This is a genomic window from Aquimarina sp. MMG016 (genome assembly GCF_018100805.1).
In the GTDB taxonomy this organism is placed as follows: domain Bacteria; phylum Bacteroidota; class Bacteroidia; order Flavobacteriales; family Flavobacteriaceae; genus Aquimarina.
The window spans coordinates 131989-148626 of sequence record NZ_JAGJEA010000012.1; the positions used below are offsets into that span (position 1 = coordinate 131989).

At 34.4% G+C, this 16638-nt stretch carries 15 protein-coding genes; 11 read left to right on the plus strand and 4 right to left on the minus strand.

The annotated features are described in order from the left end of the window. Positions 1 to 244: 244 nt before the first annotated feature. The 4 genes from J8M14_RS18820 to J8M14_RS18835 form a co-directional block, all read right to left on the minus strand. On the minus strand, positions 245 to 601 hold the full coding sequence (locus tag J8M14_RS18820; protein ID WP_211076371.1) for a hypothetical protein: 357 nt from the start codon (positions 599 to 601) through the stop codon (positions 245 to 247). A 183-nt stretch (positions 602 to 784) separates the two neighbouring features. Continuing rightward, positions 785 to 1924, minus strand: coding sequence for a hypothetical protein (locus tag J8M14_RS18825; protein WP_211076372.1), 1140 nt, complete (start codon positions 1922 to 1924; stop codon positions 785 to 787). Positions 1925 to 1943: 19 nt separating this feature from the next. Next, positions 1944 to 2807 (minus strand): sugar-transfer associated ATP-grasp domain-containing protein, encoded by an 864-nt coding sequence (locus J8M14_RS18830; RefSeq protein ID WP_211076373.1) that lies wholly within the window; start codon positions 2805 to 2807, stop codon positions 1944 to 1946. 59 nt (positions 2808 to 2866) lie between these two features. Continuing rightward, positions 2867 to 4438: a 7TM domain-containing protein gene (locus tag J8M14_RS18835; protein WP_211076374.1), complete on the minus strand. Its 1572-nt coding sequence runs from the start codon at positions 4436 to 4438 to the stop codon at positions 2867 to 2869. A gap of 74 nt (positions 4439 to 4512) precedes the next feature. Here J8M14_RS18835 and J8M14_RS18840 point away from each other — a divergent pair, with 74 nt between their 5' ends. From J8M14_RS18840 to J8M14_RS18895, 11 genes are all read left to right on the plus strand, one after another. Further along, on the plus strand, positions 4513 to 5025 hold the full coding sequence (locus J8M14_RS18840) for an RNA polymerase sigma factor (RefSeq protein ID WP_211076375.1): 513 nt from the start codon (positions 4513 to 4515) through the stop codon (positions 5023 to 5025). Between the two features lie 79 nt (positions 5026 to 5104). After that, positions 5105 to 6007 (plus strand): FecR family protein, encoded by a 903-nt coding sequence (locus tag J8M14_RS18845; RefSeq protein WP_211076376.1) that lies wholly within the window; start codon positions 5105 to 5107, stop codon positions 6005 to 6007. A 2-nt stretch (positions 6008 to 6009) separates the two neighbouring features. Then, a complete protein-coding gene (locus J8M14_RS18850; RefSeq protein ID WP_211076377.1) occupies positions 6010 to 8577 on the plus strand; it encodes a carboxypeptidase-like regulatory domain-containing protein in 2568 nt (855 codons plus the stop codon). Between the two features lie 63 nt (positions 8578 to 8640). Further along, positions 8641 to 9198 (plus strand): RNA polymerase sigma-70 factor, encoded by a 558-nt coding sequence (locus J8M14_RS18855; protein ID WP_211076378.1) that lies wholly within the window; start codon positions 8641 to 8643, stop codon positions 9196 to 9198. A 145-nt stretch (positions 9199 to 9343) separates the two neighbouring features. Further along, a complete protein-coding gene (locus J8M14_RS18860) occupies positions 9344 to 10282 on the plus strand; it encodes an alpha/beta hydrolase (RefSeq protein WP_211076379.1) in 939 nt (312 codons plus the stop codon). Positions 10283 to 10343: 61 nt separating this feature from the next. Further along, positions 10344 to 11300, plus strand: coding sequence for a FecR domain-containing protein (locus J8M14_RS18865; protein WP_211076380.1), 957 nt, complete (start codon positions 10344 to 10346; stop codon positions 11298 to 11300). Then, positions 11291 to 13930, plus strand: coding sequence for a TonB-dependent receptor (locus J8M14_RS18870; RefSeq protein ID WP_211076381.1), 2640 nt, complete (start codon positions 11291 to 11293; stop codon positions 13928 to 13930). Before J8M14_RS18865 ends, J8M14_RS18870 begins: the two co-directional genes overlap by 10 nt. 21 nt (positions 13931 to 13951) lie before the next feature. Beyond that, the gene (locus J8M14_RS18875; protein WP_211076382.1) at positions 13952 to 14728 is read left to right on the plus strand and encodes a GDSL-type esterase/lipase family protein; all 777 of its coding nucleotides are present in this window, start codon (positions 13952 to 13954) and stop codon (positions 14726 to 14728) included. 240 nt (positions 14729 to 14968) lie between these two features. Then, positions 14969 to 15154, plus strand: a complete 186-nt coding sequence (locus J8M14_RS18880) for a hypothetical protein (RefSeq protein WP_211076383.1) — start codon at positions 14969 to 14971, stop codon at positions 15152 to 15154. A 7-nt stretch (positions 15155 to 15161) separates the two neighbouring features. Beyond that, positions 15162 to 15542: an SLATT domain-containing protein gene (locus J8M14_RS18885; protein ID WP_211076384.1), complete on the plus strand. Its 381-nt coding sequence runs from the start codon at positions 15162 to 15164 to the stop codon at positions 15540 to 15542. A gap of 401 nt (positions 15543 to 15943) precedes the next feature. Then, positions 15944 to 16465, plus strand: a complete 522-nt coding sequence (locus J8M14_RS18895; protein ID WP_211076385.1) for a hypothetical protein — start codon at positions 15944 to 15946, stop codon at positions 16463 to 16465. The last annotated feature ends 173 nt before the right edge of the window (positions 16466 to 16638 follow it).

Genomic DNA, 16638 nt, shown 5'->3' on the forward strand with positions numbered 1-16638 from the left:
TAAAAGAATAAACCATCAGGTATAGATGAAAAAGTTTATGACTTGTTGTTTAATTTAAAATTTTAGGGATATGAAAAAGTTATTTTTTGGAGTATTAATTGTAGACATGAAAAAATTGAAAAATCTAATTAGTAATCTTCCAGCAGCCAGTTGGTATGCAATGAGCAGATAAATATTATGAATTAATTTTACTCTGGAATAGCAACTCTAAGAAATAGGGGTTGCTATTTTTTTATTTATAGCATTATTCTATATATTCACTTATAAGAAAATACTGAACAATTGCTTCTTTCATCAATACGGACTGTTCCCCAGCTTTTAGGTTAGGTAGTTGCTCCTTGACTTTGTAATGTGGCCACCCTTCTTTATCAAAATAATCAAACTCATAATATCCATAGGGTTCTAAAAGACGACAAATTGCAATATGCATAAGGTCAAGTTTTTCGTCTTTTTTAAATTTGCGATGTACCTGTCCTAATTCCTGTACTCCGATAAGGTAAATAATGCCATCCAGATCCAGATCTTCTCCATCGGCAAACTGTGCTGATAGTTTTGCTACCAATAGCTCCCATCTTTCTTTTAATTGTTCGTCTCTAGCCATGATCTAATAAACCTCAAATTAATATATATATATAGAGATCCCACTCTTCAGCGGGATTAGTTCAACCGATCTTTTTTGAAAGCTTGCAAGTGCAATCTTTTCAAAACAGGGTTTCACTAAAAAGTTAAGCGCTACAAAAGTAACGCTTAACCAAAAAAATAACCACCATGTTTGGGAGAAATCTTAAAACTCCCACAATACACCAACTCCGGCGTATTGATTTCTATAATTCCTAAAAGAACGTGCATCTATATCTGTATAATTAGTGCTACGGATTCTAGAGGAAATAGTTGCTGTTACAGAAAATCCACCTCCAATTTTTTGGGAAGCATTCAACTGAAAATTAGCATATTCATATTTTAATTTTTCTCCTATCAAATCTTCTGTATCTCTAGCTTCAATCTCTTCATAGTTTCGGGTAATAAAAGAAAATGTAGTTCTTATTTTTGTTTTATCATTATTGTATTTCATAGCGATTCCAGGACCATATTGACTAAACCCTGAACGATTAGTAGAATTGTCAATTCTTACATAATATGAAAAACTTGGTTTTATCTCCAATTGCTTGCTAAATGGTAATTGATAAAAAAATGTTCCCTTAGCATAATCCCAATCTCTTTCTCCATTGGGACCATCTACATCGCTGGCATTAAAAGTGTCATATAACCGTTTTTTTACATACACCACAGCACCTAATTTATGTTTTAATCTATTTATTTTAAAAGTCTGAACACTTGATAATTGAGCTCCAAATTCATTAAACTGCAAGTCTCGAACTCCAAAAGCATCAAAATTCCTGAAATTATAAAACCCTTCTACACTTAATTCATTATTACTAAATGGCTCAAACTCCAAACCGGCAGTTGCACCATAATTGGTATATCCCAAAGGGTTAATCAACACATCTTGCTCTCCTCCTAACCCTTCTCTATTCATTCTTAAGAATCTTGCTTCAGCGAATACTAATGTTTTTTTGGTGATTTTATAATCATAATTTGCCTTGACATTAAGGCTCCAATAGCTATCATCAAAACTTTCATAAAATATCCTGGAAAAAGGGTTAGCCGAAAACCTGATTCGATTCTTATCCCATTTGTATTGATATTTATAGTTTAACTCTACATCCTGATAAAAGCTGCTTGCGATTAAATCATTATCTGTTAATATCACATCATTATCTGTTCTTATCTCCTTTGGGCTTCTGAAATAGTTATACTCATATCCTCCTTGTGTTTCGGCATTAAATTTACTTTTGCTTTGTGCAAATATTGAATTAACCGTTAATGTTATTATAATTGTAATTATAATTCTTCCTGTATTCATACCTTTTTTGTATTCTATTCTACTTAATTGTTTTCTCCTGTATTGCTTTTTTTAATCCTTTTTTGTTTACCAGTTGAATTCCCAAGCCTGGTCTAACATTGATTTCCATAATCTGAGGACCCTTATACTTATCAATTACGATATCTATGCCCAGATAATTAAGAGGAAAAGCCTTTGCAGCGTCAATTGAGATTTTGACAATTTCATCCCAATATGGAATTGCCACTCCGTTTACGACATATTTACTATCGGGGTGGTAGTTAAAATATGTGTGCCCATCGTAGACTTCAGTTAATGTCCCTTTGTCCATATCGACACCAATGCCTACTCCATTTTGATGAAGATTTGCCTTGCCATCAGATCGATCTGTTGGCATGCGCAACATTCCCATAATTGGGGTGTGATCCAATGTTATAATTCTAAAATCTGGTACTCCCTGAGGGTATATTTCGTGAAAAAACGGATGAGGTTCTATACATTGTTCGACTAAAACTCTATCATGAGAGCCTAGCGAAAAGAAACCCATAATGGTAGCTGCCATATGCTGAAAGATCTCGCGTTCAGAGATAACCTTGCCACTACTGATCCAATTACCTTTTAGATCTTTTTTGATGATTTTAATACCACCACCGCCACAACCATTAGCAGGTTTTATGGCCATGGTAGTATATTTTTTACATACTTCCCAAGCCTTCTTGATATCACTATTATATTCTATAACAGCATAAGTCTCTGCACAGGGAATATTGTATTGATGTAAAATTTCCTTAGTCAGCACTTTATCATCTGCCAGGGGATAATGCTTCTTTTCATTGTTCGGATAAATGAGTTTTATATTCCTTTCGTTTAAGCCAATTACGTTAGCTCTTTTGCGTGATTTCATATGTTGGATAATTGAAAACATAATGCTTAATATTTTTTAATGTTTTGTTTAACAGAAGATTACTCAAAAAGTGGCTTGAATCGATAAAATTCTACCCATCGGATACCTATATATCTTCCTAATAACACAGCTGAGACGATGATTAGTAATATAAATTCAGGGAAAATGATAAGAACCGATGGTAAAGCATCCCAAGAAAATAACCCATAACAGATTGTTGTAGTCAATAGCGTTTGAAAAAGCTTATCAATCGCTAATCTATATCCATCCTCGACTGTTGCTCTAGAAAATCGCTCTGCTGCAATGGTTAGAATAATTGTTGGAAAAAATGTCAATGTGGTTAACCAGGCAATATTAAACTTCAATCCTATAGAAGTTGCTATGATCATTAATCCGACCATAATAGTAAGTGAAACTACTAGTTTTGGAGTATACAATAGGCCCATTTTATCAAAAGGATAAGAAATCAATCCCACCAATAAAATTAGTACCACAAATAATATTATTCCTGAAACAAAACCTGTTTGTAATAGAGAAAATGCTATCAAAACCGGAAGAAAAATCCCGAAGGTCTTTACTCCTACTACATTTCTTAAAAAAGCAACTAACAAACCACCAATTGGTAATAATAATAGTAGATTAAGTGAGGTCTTGGGGATAACCTCACCTTCTACCAGATTCCACAAAGAAATACTAGATAATGATCTAATCTCTTCAGAATTCAATTTTAGAAATGCGATATGATTCACCTCATCAATCTCATAGGTATAATCAAATTGAATTCCCGAAGTATGTGTGATCAAAAATTCATCGCTCTTATATATTTCGAGATAATTAGATGGTAAATACGCGAAATGGCCATTTAATGCATCAAATGGAACCCAAGTTTCATTGATCATCACCTCTGCCCATACGTGCGATGTTCTCTTATTCGTATTTTCTAAAATAATTCCTCCTTTTATTCGGGAAGGATATCCAAGATTTCTGGTTAAAGCCACAAACAACCTGCTCTTTCCATTACAGGAAGCCCTATTTTGTCGAATGGTCGTAAGTGCGTCTGTTAAGGTAATGATTGGTGCTGATGGGATTTTGGAAACATGATCAAATATATTTTTGATAACCTCTTTATCATTTTCGGTGTTTTGACCAAGCTGAGTAGCTAATTCATTGATAGTAGCATCATCAGATTGTATATTCTTAGTAGGTTTTAGGTATTCTCTATATTTACCAGAAGTAATATTAAAAGTTTTAGGAACAACAAAGTTTCTTTCTTTACCCTCAAAAACAAACTCATAACCTACAGAATGATAGTTATCTTTATCCTCTGTAGTACTCCAGATTGCCCTAGAGTTATTATTCTTTTCTTGTTGCTTTTTAAAATACAACGTATTGTCTCCATTAATTTTTTCTCGAGAAATTCGTTGTCTCAGATTATTCTTAGGAATAAATGTTTTTACATAGGTGTTCTTTTCTTCAGACTTGAAAAAGTAGCTATACTTAACTTTATATACTTTTTCAGGATTGAAACCATCATAATTGTGAAGAATAGGTTTTAATTTAAATCCAATAGATATTACAGCTAAAATTGTAATTATACTTACCGCAATTCTGAGATTTGTTTTCGAGGTCATAATAAGTTATTTTTGGGTGTATAACAGGTGAAAATCATTTCACCCTACCAGAAATCGAAAAAAAATTTCCTTATATGGAGTTATCCTCTAGATCTGTTTGTGATCAACCGGTGTTCAGCAAGTTGTTTACTACTCACGCACAGACCATTAGAAATCATATATATTATAAGTGTGGAGATGTGGAACAAGCAGAAGATATTATGCAGGAGGCATTTATTAAACTTTGGAATAACTGTAAAAAAGTATTTTTTGATAAGGCCAAAGCTTTTCTTTATAAAGTAGCCACCAATCTTTTTTATAATCAGGTAGCGCATCAAAAAGTGCGACTAGAATATGCAGGATTACCTCATAGTAGCAAAAATATAGAATCCCCTGATTTTATTATGGAAGAAAAGGAGTTTATGGATAAGCTTCAGAATGCAATTGCAGATCTACCCGAAGGACAACGAGAAGTTTTTTTATTAAATCGTATTGATAAAAAAACATATAACGAAATTGCTGAAATGCTTGGTATTTCTGTAAAAGCTGTAGAAAAACGCATGCACAATGCATTAAAAGAATTGAGAAAGTTGGTAAAAAATATATAATCAAGGTAGGGTATTATCCAAGTTGCCTGTTATTAGCTTAACAATTTGATATCAAAACAGAATTATATGCTAAACTTTTATGCTGAGTGAAAAAGAAAATACATATCTAGCGAAGTGGTTAAACAAGGATCTCACTTCTGAAGAACTGAAAGAACTAAAAGAGCTTCCAGAATACGAGGATTATGCTAAAATCGTAAAAGGTCTGGAATACTTCAGGGCTCCGGAATTTGATACCCAAAAATCGTTGCAAACTACTATCAATAAACTTGATCAACCTAAAAAAGGCAAGGTAATACGATTCAAACCTTTTATATATGCAATATCCGCAGCAGCATCCATCCTACTTATAATTGGATTGTTTTTTAATAAAATCACCTATACTTCTGATCCAGGGCAACAACTGGCGATAACATTGCCTGATGGTAGTACTGCAGATCTTAATGCAGGCTCTTCTTTAACTCATCAACGTTTCTTCTGGTCTAATGATCGCGGAGTACGATTGGATGGTGAAGCATTCTTTAAGGTAGCTAAAGGAAGTGCTTTTACCGTAACTACTCAACTAGGAAAAGTTGAAGTACTTGGTACAGAATTTAATGTAAAAGGAAGGGAGGAACTTTTTGAGGTAAGCTGTTATGAAGGCAAAGTAAGAGTTTCGACAACAGATAATCAGCAAACAGTATTACAAAAAGGAGATGCTGTCACTCTAAAAGACAAGAAATTTATCCAAAGTAAAATTGCAGGTACAGAACCCCTTTGGATGAATGGAGAAACTTTATTTAATAGCGTGACATTAAGCCTGGTTCTGGATGAAATTGAAAGACAGTATAATATCTCTTTTATTAGAAATAATATTGATCAAAATAAGTTGTTTACTGGTGGATTTATCCATTCTGATCTCGATATTGCTTTACAATCAGTACTAACTCCGATGGCAATTCGTTATACGGTAGTAAATAAAACAGTTACTTTATCTCCACAATAACAATGCGAAAGATTTTTGTAGTAGTATTTTTATTAGCTTCTTCAGCACATGGGCAAATCACCGCAGATTATAAAGAAACTCCATTGGAACAGATCCTGAAAGGCATTTCAGAATCTTATAACCTTATTTTTTCTTTTAGCAATGAAGTGGTAAAAAACAAGATCATTACACTTTCTACCAATAATGCCTCTCTGGATGAAGTTATCGCTTCACTAAAAGCATTAACCAAGCTTGAGTTTAAGAAAATATCTGAAAGACAGGTAATCATTAGCGCTCCGGATAAAACAATAGAAGTATGCGGATACCTGTTTGATGAAGCTACTAATGCTCCTCTACCCTATGCCTCTATACTAATAGAAAATACGAATACCGGAACTATTGCCAATGAGGATGGTTTTTTTCAATTGGGTTTTTTGGATGAAACGACTTCTATTAAGATAGTATTTATAGGATATAAGGAGAAATTGATGAGCATTACTGATTTTAAAAATACTCGTTGCCCTAAAATACCTCTTTTTACACAAAGCACTGCTCTAGAAGAAGTACTTATTGTAGAATATATCACCAAAGGTGTTGGCAAAAATATCGATGGATCTTTGGGGGTTTCTAATGAAGACTTGGGAATTCTTCCCGGGCAGACCGAGCCTGATATTTTACAGAGTATACAATTAATTCCTGGTATTGGTAGTCCTGATGAAACCGCAACCGGTATCCAGATTCGTGGAGGCTCTCCCGATCAAAATCTGATATTATGGGACAATATAAGAATGTATAATACAGGACATTTTTTTGGGATGATCTCTGCGTTTAACCCTAATATAGTTAGCGAGACAAAAGTTCTAAAAGGTGGAGCAAATCCTAAATATGGAGATAGAGTATCCGGTGTGATTGATATCTCAAGTGACACAGAAGTACCTGAGAAATTTAGTGGTGGTACAGGAATTAATGGCACACACGGTGATCTTTTTCTCAAAACTCCTATCGGTAATAAGGCAGGAATTATCATTTCCGGAAGAAGGGCATATACCGATTTCATAACTACTCCAACTTATGAAGCCTATTTTGATAAAGTATTTCAAAACACCAAAATTGTTGAAAACCCTAATAACCCAATTCCAGATCCCGATGAAGAAGATGAAGAGGATGAGGAAGCAGGAAAAGTAACTGATAACAACTTTTTCTTCTATGATGCCAGTGCTAAAATAATTGTTGATGCTTCTGAGCATGATAAAATTCTAGTTAGTGGGATTTTTACTAAAAATGACCTCACTTTTGAGGTAAATGATGATGAAGACCTACTTACTGATGAGCTTAATATACAAAATGAGGGTGCTAGTTTCTCTTGGGAAGGAACCAAATTCGATCGATTAACACATAGTCTAAAAGGATATTATTCTTTTTATGACTCTGATTATCTGTTTACTCAAAGACAAGAACAATTAATTGAAGAGCAATCCATACGAAAAAATACTGTAGAAGAGGTTGGTATAGATCTTAACGTTGGATATAAACTTAATAAAAAGAATACCATTCAGTTAGGATATCAACTATCTAACAATGAAGTGTTTTATAATATTACTCGAGAAAGTGAATTCGAAACACCAATTAATGAATCCGACCTTATAAAAAATACTGCAAATTCTTTCTACGCTAATTATACTTTTATTCCTAGGAACAAAGGAGCTATCAACTTAGGGTTGCGTACCTCTCATTATTCGGTAGTAGATGAATTTTATATAGAACCCCGATTAAATATAGAGTATCCTATTACTCGGTCCCTGCGTATTAAAGCAACTGGAGAGCTCAGATATCAACCTATAAGTCAACTAGTAGAATTTGAAGACACACAATTGCGGGTAGAAAATAGTTTATGGATTCACTCTGATAACGATGAAATACCAATACTAGAAAGCACACAGTTTTCTGGTGGGTTATTATACTCCAATGATAATTGGAATATCGAAATAGATGGGTATTTTAAAAATATTGATGGTTTAACATCCCTTACCAATGGATTTAACAGTCTTGATCCCGAACTCTCAACCGGAGAAAGCGAAATCACCGGTGTCGATGTGTTAGTTAAGAAACGATTTAAAAACTTTAGAACCTGGATTGGGTATACTTTTAATGATGTAACTTATACATTTCCTGAAATACAAGATGGTTCTTTTCCCGGTAATAATGATATCACTCATAATTTTAGGATTTCCAATACCTATGAATTAGAACATTGGGAATTCTCTTTAGGCTGGTTATGGAGGTCTGGAGCTCCTTTTACAGATGCTGATTTGGTAAATGATGAAATTGAATTTGGCACTCCCAATGCACAACGTTTGCCTAGCTATCATCGATTAGATGCCTCTATCACATACAAGTTTAATTTTAACCAAAACAGAAATTGGAGAGGTCAATTAGGAATTTCTGCTCTTAATCTTTATGATCGGCAGGTTCCTCTTTCTATTAGCTACCAAGCGGACGAAAATCCCAACACCGATGAAGTGGAGCTTGATGTATTACGTCAGGAATCATTAAGGTTAACCCCTAATATTACATTTAGGATGTGGTTTTAGAATATAAAAAAATTAATACAATCACTAAATAAAAATACTTAAGTATTTATAAATAATATCACTTTGAACTCTTATTCTAGTTCCTTTGAAAACAGCTTTCACGAGCACTACCCAATGGTAGTAAAAACAGCATATTATGTTGTTAATGAAGTAGATCTTGCAGAAGATATTTCTCAAGAAGTGTTTGTTAAACTTTGGGAAGTATGGAATAGAAAAGGTCAAATTGAAAATTTACAAGCGTATCTACGCACCACTACCAAAAATCTTGCTTTAACCAAATTATATCAGAAAAAGAGACTAAAGATCAGAGAACAGCAATATGCTACCATGTATTTTGTAGAAGGTGAATCAGAAACATTTGATGTTCCTGCGTCATTTTTAGAAGAATTACAAAAATCACTCGATCAACTACCTCCTCGTTGTCGTTTAGTATTCTCAATGTCCAGATTTGAAGGATTATCAAATGATGAAATTGCCGAAGAACTTCAGGTTTCTAAACGCACAGTAGAAACACAAATTTCGGCTGCATTAAAACATCTAAGACAAGATTTTAAAGGACGGCAAGGCGATTTTTTTCCTGCGGTCATACCACTTTTATTGCTTTCAGATTTATTTCTGTAAAAAAATTAAAATTTTACTACGTGTTTTTCAAAACAGGTCAGTCTTACTAATAAAGAATAACAAATTTCACTGTTATTTCTTTATAGGGATCCTAAGTTTTTAAGCCTGCTATGGCACCTAGTTTAATTTTAAAAATGTAATTTAAATGAAAAAGATAATTGCGTTATTTACAATAATTTCAATGTTCTTCCTCTCTTGTTCAAGCGATGATAATATGAACAATCCAATCGATCCGATTTCTGGAATTCGGTATAATAGCATTGTGTTTAATAGTTCACAAATTAAAGAATCGAGAGATGTGGTCTATGGCAGAAGTACTACTCAGGCTGGGAGAACTATTGATTTATCTATGAATATTTATCAACCCGCCAATGATACTGAACCAAACAGACCTCTTATTGTATTAGCACATGGCGGTGGATTTGCAGAAGGAGCCAAAGAAGATTTTGACCAATTGGCAATGTATTTTGCACAATCAGGATATGTCGCTGCTACCATAAGTTATCGATTTATTGAAGGGGATGGTTCCTTAAAAAAAGCAGTGGTTGATGCCGTACATGATATGAGGGCAGCGGTACGCTTTTTTACCAAAGACGATACGTATAACATTGATAATAATAATGTTTTTGTTGGTGGATTCTCTGCGGGAGCAGTTATGGCACTTCACTATGCCTATATGGATGAAAGCAATCTGGCCACTGCACCTGTAGAAATACAAAATCACATTGCTGCTACCGGAGGTATATCTGGTAATAGTGGTAATCCCGGTGCAAGCGAAAAAATAAAAGGAGTGATCAGTATTTCAGGAGGGTTATTTAAGGCCAATTGGGTAGATGCCGGAGAACCTATTTTATATAGTATCCACGGAGATAACGATTCTGATACAACTTGTACAATCGACCCTGAATCTCAAACCAATCCTGATGGAGACTTTACTGAAGGGCCTTGTTTGATTCACCCACTTTTGGATGAGTTAGGAATACGTAATAAGTTTAACAAAATTCAAGGAGGTGATCACGGTGTATACTTTACTTGTAACACTTGTGATGATGATATGAGACAATTTATTTTTGAAAGTTTATAAGATCAACACCCCTATAAATTTTTATTTTCAATGTATAGTGATCATTAAATATAGCTAAGATATGGAAGGGAAGTTGCTAGATATCATCCGAAAAAAGCTTCAGGAAGAAACGCTGTTGGCTTCAGAACAAAAAAAGTGGGAGAAGTATATCTCCAATGATAATAATCGTCTTGAGTTTGAACAATTACAGAGAACCTGGCGTGCTAGTGCTAATGTAAAAATGAAGCTAGACGTTGATACCCAAAAAGCCTGGCAACGTTTCATCACCAAAGAAAACCCTCAAGTGCGTTGGTATCAAAACAGCTGGTTACGCATAGCAGCTTCCGTTGTTATCTTATTTGCCACTGCCCTTACCATATACCTTACTACAGGCAGAACTGTAACCCTGGAAACCTATGCAGAAGAAGTAAAAGAATTTACATTACCCGATGGTAGTACGATTTGGTTAAATGAAAACTCCAAAGTGGTGTATGACCCTGATTTTAACAAGGAACGAAAATTATCACAAGAAAAAGGTGAGGTGTTTTATGAGGTGCATCGGGATACTACCAAACCTTTTATTGTCAATGCATCATCTACAAAGGTACAGGTTCTGGGGACTTCATTTAATATAGAAACGACTCCGGAAAAAGTAGATATTTTAGTAAAGACAGGCCGTGTCGCATTCATCGCAGAAAAAGACTCATTGGTTTTAGAAAAAAATGATGTTGCAAGCTGGAATTCAAAGTCAAAAGCTATGACAAAATCGGTAAACCCCGAAAACAATACATTGGCTTGGCAAACAAAAACATTGGTATTTGATAATGACTCTCTTTCTGAAGTTATTAAGGAATTAGAAACTTATTTTGATATAACCATTGTTCTAAGCAATCCCGCTATAGGAAATTGCAAGTTTACCAGTACGTTTAAAGATCCAAAAATAGAGGAAGTATTAAAATTTATAGGGATTACACTTGATCTACAATGGGGAAAAATTAGTAATTCACAATACAATATTAGCGGAAAAGCATGCGAATAATAGTAATGTATTTTAAAATCTTATGCATCATTACAGTTTTTGGGATTCAGCTACCTGGTTTTGGTCAATCCAAAGAATCTGATCAAAAAATAGATCTATCTGTAAATGAATTACCCCTTTCTGAAGTTTTAAAGAGCATCACTCAGAAATCTGGGATAGAATTTACATTTAGTAGTAGTGCCATTCCTGTGAATGAGCTTATAAGTATAAATAAAAAGAACATTTCGGTTAAAAAAGCTATTCAATTAGTGATTAAAAACCTGCCGATCACTTATGATTTTCTTGGTGGTCGATGTGTTCTGAAAAGGTTGAATTTAACACAAACCATTAAAGGAAAGATAACAGACGACAACTCTTCACAACCATTAATTGGGGTGAATGTAAAAGTAACCACCACTCGTGGCGAAGTTCTTGGAGCTGTAACAGATCTGGAAGGTCAGTATAGTATCTCTAATGTACCTATCGGACGGGTTACGATCGAAATAAGCTTTATTGGTTTTGAAACCCGAGAGTATAGCGACTTATTGCTTACCTCTGCCAAGCAATTGGTTTTTAACACCTCTTTAAACGAATCTGATACAGAACTAGACGAAATCCTAATCCAAGCAAAACGATCCAACTTTAGTGCCGTAAATCGTGCAGCACAAATAAGTGCTCGCTCCTTTTCTATCGAAGAAACAAAACGATATGCCGCATCATTAGGAGATCCATCACGTCTGGCAACCGTTTTTCCAGGAGTAACACAAAGTGGTAATGACTTGTCTAATGATATTACCATACGGGGTAATGCATCCAAAGGAATGTTGTGGCAACTGGAAGGGGTAGAGATCCCCAGTCCTAATCACTTTTCTACTGTAGGTGGTGCTTCGGGAGCGTTGAGTATTTTTAGTTCGCAAGTGCTTTCTAGATCAGATTTTCTTACTGGAGCATTCCCTAGTCAATATGGTAATGCGTTATCAGGAGTGTTTGATGTACATTTCAGAAATGGAAATGCCGAAAAACGAGAGCATACCTTTCAGGCAGGATTTCTGGGTTTTGATGTGGCTTCAGAAGGGCCTTTTATCAAAGGTAAAAAAGCAACCTATTTATTCAATTACCGATACTCCACATTGGGGTTGGTAGACCAACTGGGATTTAGCATTGCCGATGAAACCAAAAACAATGGTTTTCAGGATCTATCGCTAAAATTATATTTTCCAACCAAAAAACTGGGTACTTTTTCATTATTTGGAATTGGAGGACTCAGCAAATTCTCGTTTGGTGATGATGAAGATGATGATACCGGGCAATCCTATGATGTAGGTATGCTAGGTCTTAAACATCAGATACCACTCTCGAATAAAACGGCTTTGACCTCTACCCTATCTTTTGCAGGAAACAAAGCAAAAAGTGGTGATGCTACGTTGCAGCGATTCCTTACTGCTAATGATAATATCAACACCTATATCAAAAACAACTCTAGCAGTTATTATCGTGCCAAGACTGTGCTGCAAACCAAACTATCTGCCAAGCATACTATAGAAGGTGGTGCTGTATATAGTGTTTTAGGATATCGTTTTAACAGAAGACAAGTCCTGGAAGAATCAGAAGATTCACAAAATCCAGTACAGAGCTATGACCAAAAAGGAAACACCTCTACCCTGCAATCGTATCTTAACTGGAGCTATAACATCAACTCAAAATTTAGATTAGTGACGGGTGTACATGGTTTTTATTTCAACCTCAATAAAGAAACCTTACTACAGCCCAGAGCAAGTTTACGCTATTCCATTAATAATAAACATACTGTTGTTTTTGGTTATGGAGAACATAGTAAGCTCGAATCGTTGGAGTTGTATGTGGGCGGTCAAATATTAAACGACGGCAGCATTATACAAAACAATAGAGATGTTAAGATTTCTAAGGCCCGGCATTTTGTGTTAGGGTATGACACAGCTCTTAGCAAAAACCTTAGGTTCAAAGTTGAGTTGTATCACCAGCAATTATTTGATATCCCGGTTATAGCCGGAGCTCAACCAAATACTGCAGAAGGGGTCTACTCTAGTCTGCTTAATGATTTTGAATTTGATGAATCCTTTCAAAATCTCCCATTAAGTAACTCTGGTACTGGAACTAACACCGGTATTGAGCTTACTCTGGAAAAACAATTTTCTGATGGATATTACTTTATGACTAATGCCTCTTTTTATGATTCAAAATACAAAGGAGGAGATGGTATCAAGAGAAATTCAAGGCTTAATGGGAATTATTCGATTAATGCCCTGGGAGGTAAAGAATGGATGGTAGGTAAGGCTAAAAAAAATATTTTAGGCTTAAACAGTAAAATTCTTTATGCCGGTAATAATCGTTTCTTCCCCTTAGATCTGCAGGAATCCATAAATCAACAACAAACTATATTTGATTATGACCGTGCATACAAGGAGCAATTACCATATTATTTGCGCTTTGATGTACAGATAAGTTATATCAAAAACAACCCAAAAACAACTCACGAATTACGTTTAGATATCCAAAATATCCTGGCTCGCAAAAATGCAGCCTCACGATTTTATGATACCGAAACTGGTAAAATCGAATTTAATAATCAAACCGGATTTTTCCCGATACTCAGTTATCGAATCCAATTTTAAAAACAATAAAAAATGAAAAACATGAAAAAGTTAATCTATGTCTTAGCAATCCTTTTATTTTGGTCACCATTTGCCTGTTCTGATGATGACAATATCTCTGTTACCAATCCGCCAAATCCCACCAGCGATGATCTCACTGCAGATCAAATCGCAATCCTTTGTATGGGTGACTCCAGGATTGAAGGCGCACGTCCTGAATACGAAAGCTACCGCTATGAATTTTGGAAACTCATGAAATCAGGAGGATACAATTTTAATTTGATCGGTCCTCTAGAGGATAATGCCAGCTATCCTACTTTTATGGATACCGCTTTTGATAATGACCATGCAGGTATCGGTGGAATCGATACTAGCGGAGTTCTGGAAGAATTGAACGATTTTTTAACAAGCGCTAATCGAGGACCTGATGTCGTATTATTAGGAATCGGTGGTAATGATGTCGCAGACAACATACGCCCGGTAACAGAAGTAATTAGTAATATTGGGTTAATTATTGATGGTATTCAAGCCAATAATCCTAACGCGACTATCGTGGTAGAGATCATTGCAGGTGCTTTTGGCAATTCACAAGAAGTTACCAACCTTAACAACCAGCTCACAACCTTCGAAACACAGGTTATACAATTAGCTACCGACAAAACTACGAGCACCTCTCAGGTAGTTACGGTAGATATGAATACAGGTTTCACCAATAATAGCCTGTATTATGCAGACCCCGTGCACTATAATGAGGCTGGTGCGGTAGAAATCGCTAAAAGATATTATGATGTGCTAGTGCCTTTGTTAAATCAGCAATAGCAAGATATTTCTTATATTTATTTGTTTATATAGAAATGTGTTTTAAAAACCTGCTTTGTGACAAAGCAGGTTTTTTTGTATAGCACCCATCTTTCTTTTTTAATTCTAGGGAATTTTTAGTTATTTTAGAAGTCTAACCGTAGAATTATACGTTTAATATACGTTTGTAAACGTTTATATAATGGATATAAAGAACATATGTCTTTTATTCCATTGTTACCACACATTTGAATCAACATTATGACAGCAGAAGAATATCAAAGAATTGTCGACAATCAAATAATTTTAGACAAAAAACTTGACGGAATAATTAACGAATTGAAAATCATTAAAAAAGATGTAAATACTGCAATAAATAATCAGCAGTTGCTTGAACAATACGAAATGGATATAACAGAAAGGTTAAAGAGAATTGAAAAAAAGTAAACCTACATTGGAAAAGAAAAAATCTCACAAAGACTATTTAGAAAAAACATTTCTTGAGGAATTGAATTATAAAATATGGTCGACTAAAGGAAGTCGATTTAACGCAAATAAAAGGCTTTTAAAAGTTGCTGATTTATCAAACTTATGTTTGAGTATGTTATCTGTATATCTTATTGCTGTTGGACTTCTATCTGTTTACAATATCTATAAGACTGAAACAATTGATGAAAATTTAATTGCCTATTCAATCACTTGTCTTTCTATATTATTATTGGTTTTCGGACAAATAGAAAACGCTAAAGATTTTAGCACAAAAGCAAAACAATATCATAATTGCGGTCTTGAATTGTCAAGTTTGTATAACGATTTAAGAATATTAAAACCTTAAACGACAAACCGAAATTAAATGAGAAAAGAGAGTTTGCCGAAAAAATCTCAAGTAAATATGAAAGAATTTTAGAAAGACACGAAAATCATCAGCCAATTGACCACAATATGTTTAAAGCTTCAAAAGCTGAATATCACGAATTGGACAAATTTGATGTTTTTCTAATAAAGGCTGATTATTATTTGAAAACTGGATTGATTTATCATTCTTTGATAATTTTACCGCCAATAATTATAATTGGACTTTTAATAAAAAACGTGTGGTAACAATGTATAACCACAATTACGGCGGATTCCACTACGTCCGAATCCACTCGGAATTGCTAAAGTCTGTGCTAAACCGAAAATTAAAGCATATTAACCCGTAACTGACGGTTATACGAGACCATTACAGCACATATGATGAAAAAAGAAATAATTCCAATACTGATTTGTATACTTCTCCTACTCTACTCAATCGGAATTACGCTTCTGACGGATTATGTACTGAATTATAAGCATTATCTGGGAATAACGCTCATTGGAATCTCAACAATACTTTATTTCAAGAATAAAAAATTGTTTGTTTATATATTCGGATTGACATTGATACTCGGGATTTTAAACTTAATTGATATTTATTATTCGAACATCATATTTAGTATCGGTCCTATTAACTTCAACCCAATCTTTTTAGCTTTGCTAATTACATTTCTTGCCTTGAATAAAAAGCAATTAAACGAAATGTTTCCTAAAAAAGAATTAACTGAACAGGAGTTAGCTGACAAAAATATGGAAACGGAAAAGCTGATTAAAAGTTACCAACTAAAGTTCAAATCAAAACCTGAATCAGAATTGAAAAGTATTGCGGACGAAAGTAGTGGATATGTAAATGAAGCAAAAACTGCAGCGCAACGTATTCTAAAAACAAAAAATGTGCTGTAACACCATATATGTGGTCATAGCAGCTAAGTGATCAATCGATTGGTTATTGTATATTTATAAAGGCGCAATGCTTGCACAAAGGAAAAGTTAGCAATCAATCCGCAGATAATTTTCAATGGCTTGGTAACATTTTGCCCTGCTACGACACATATATTAAACGTTATACACATTCG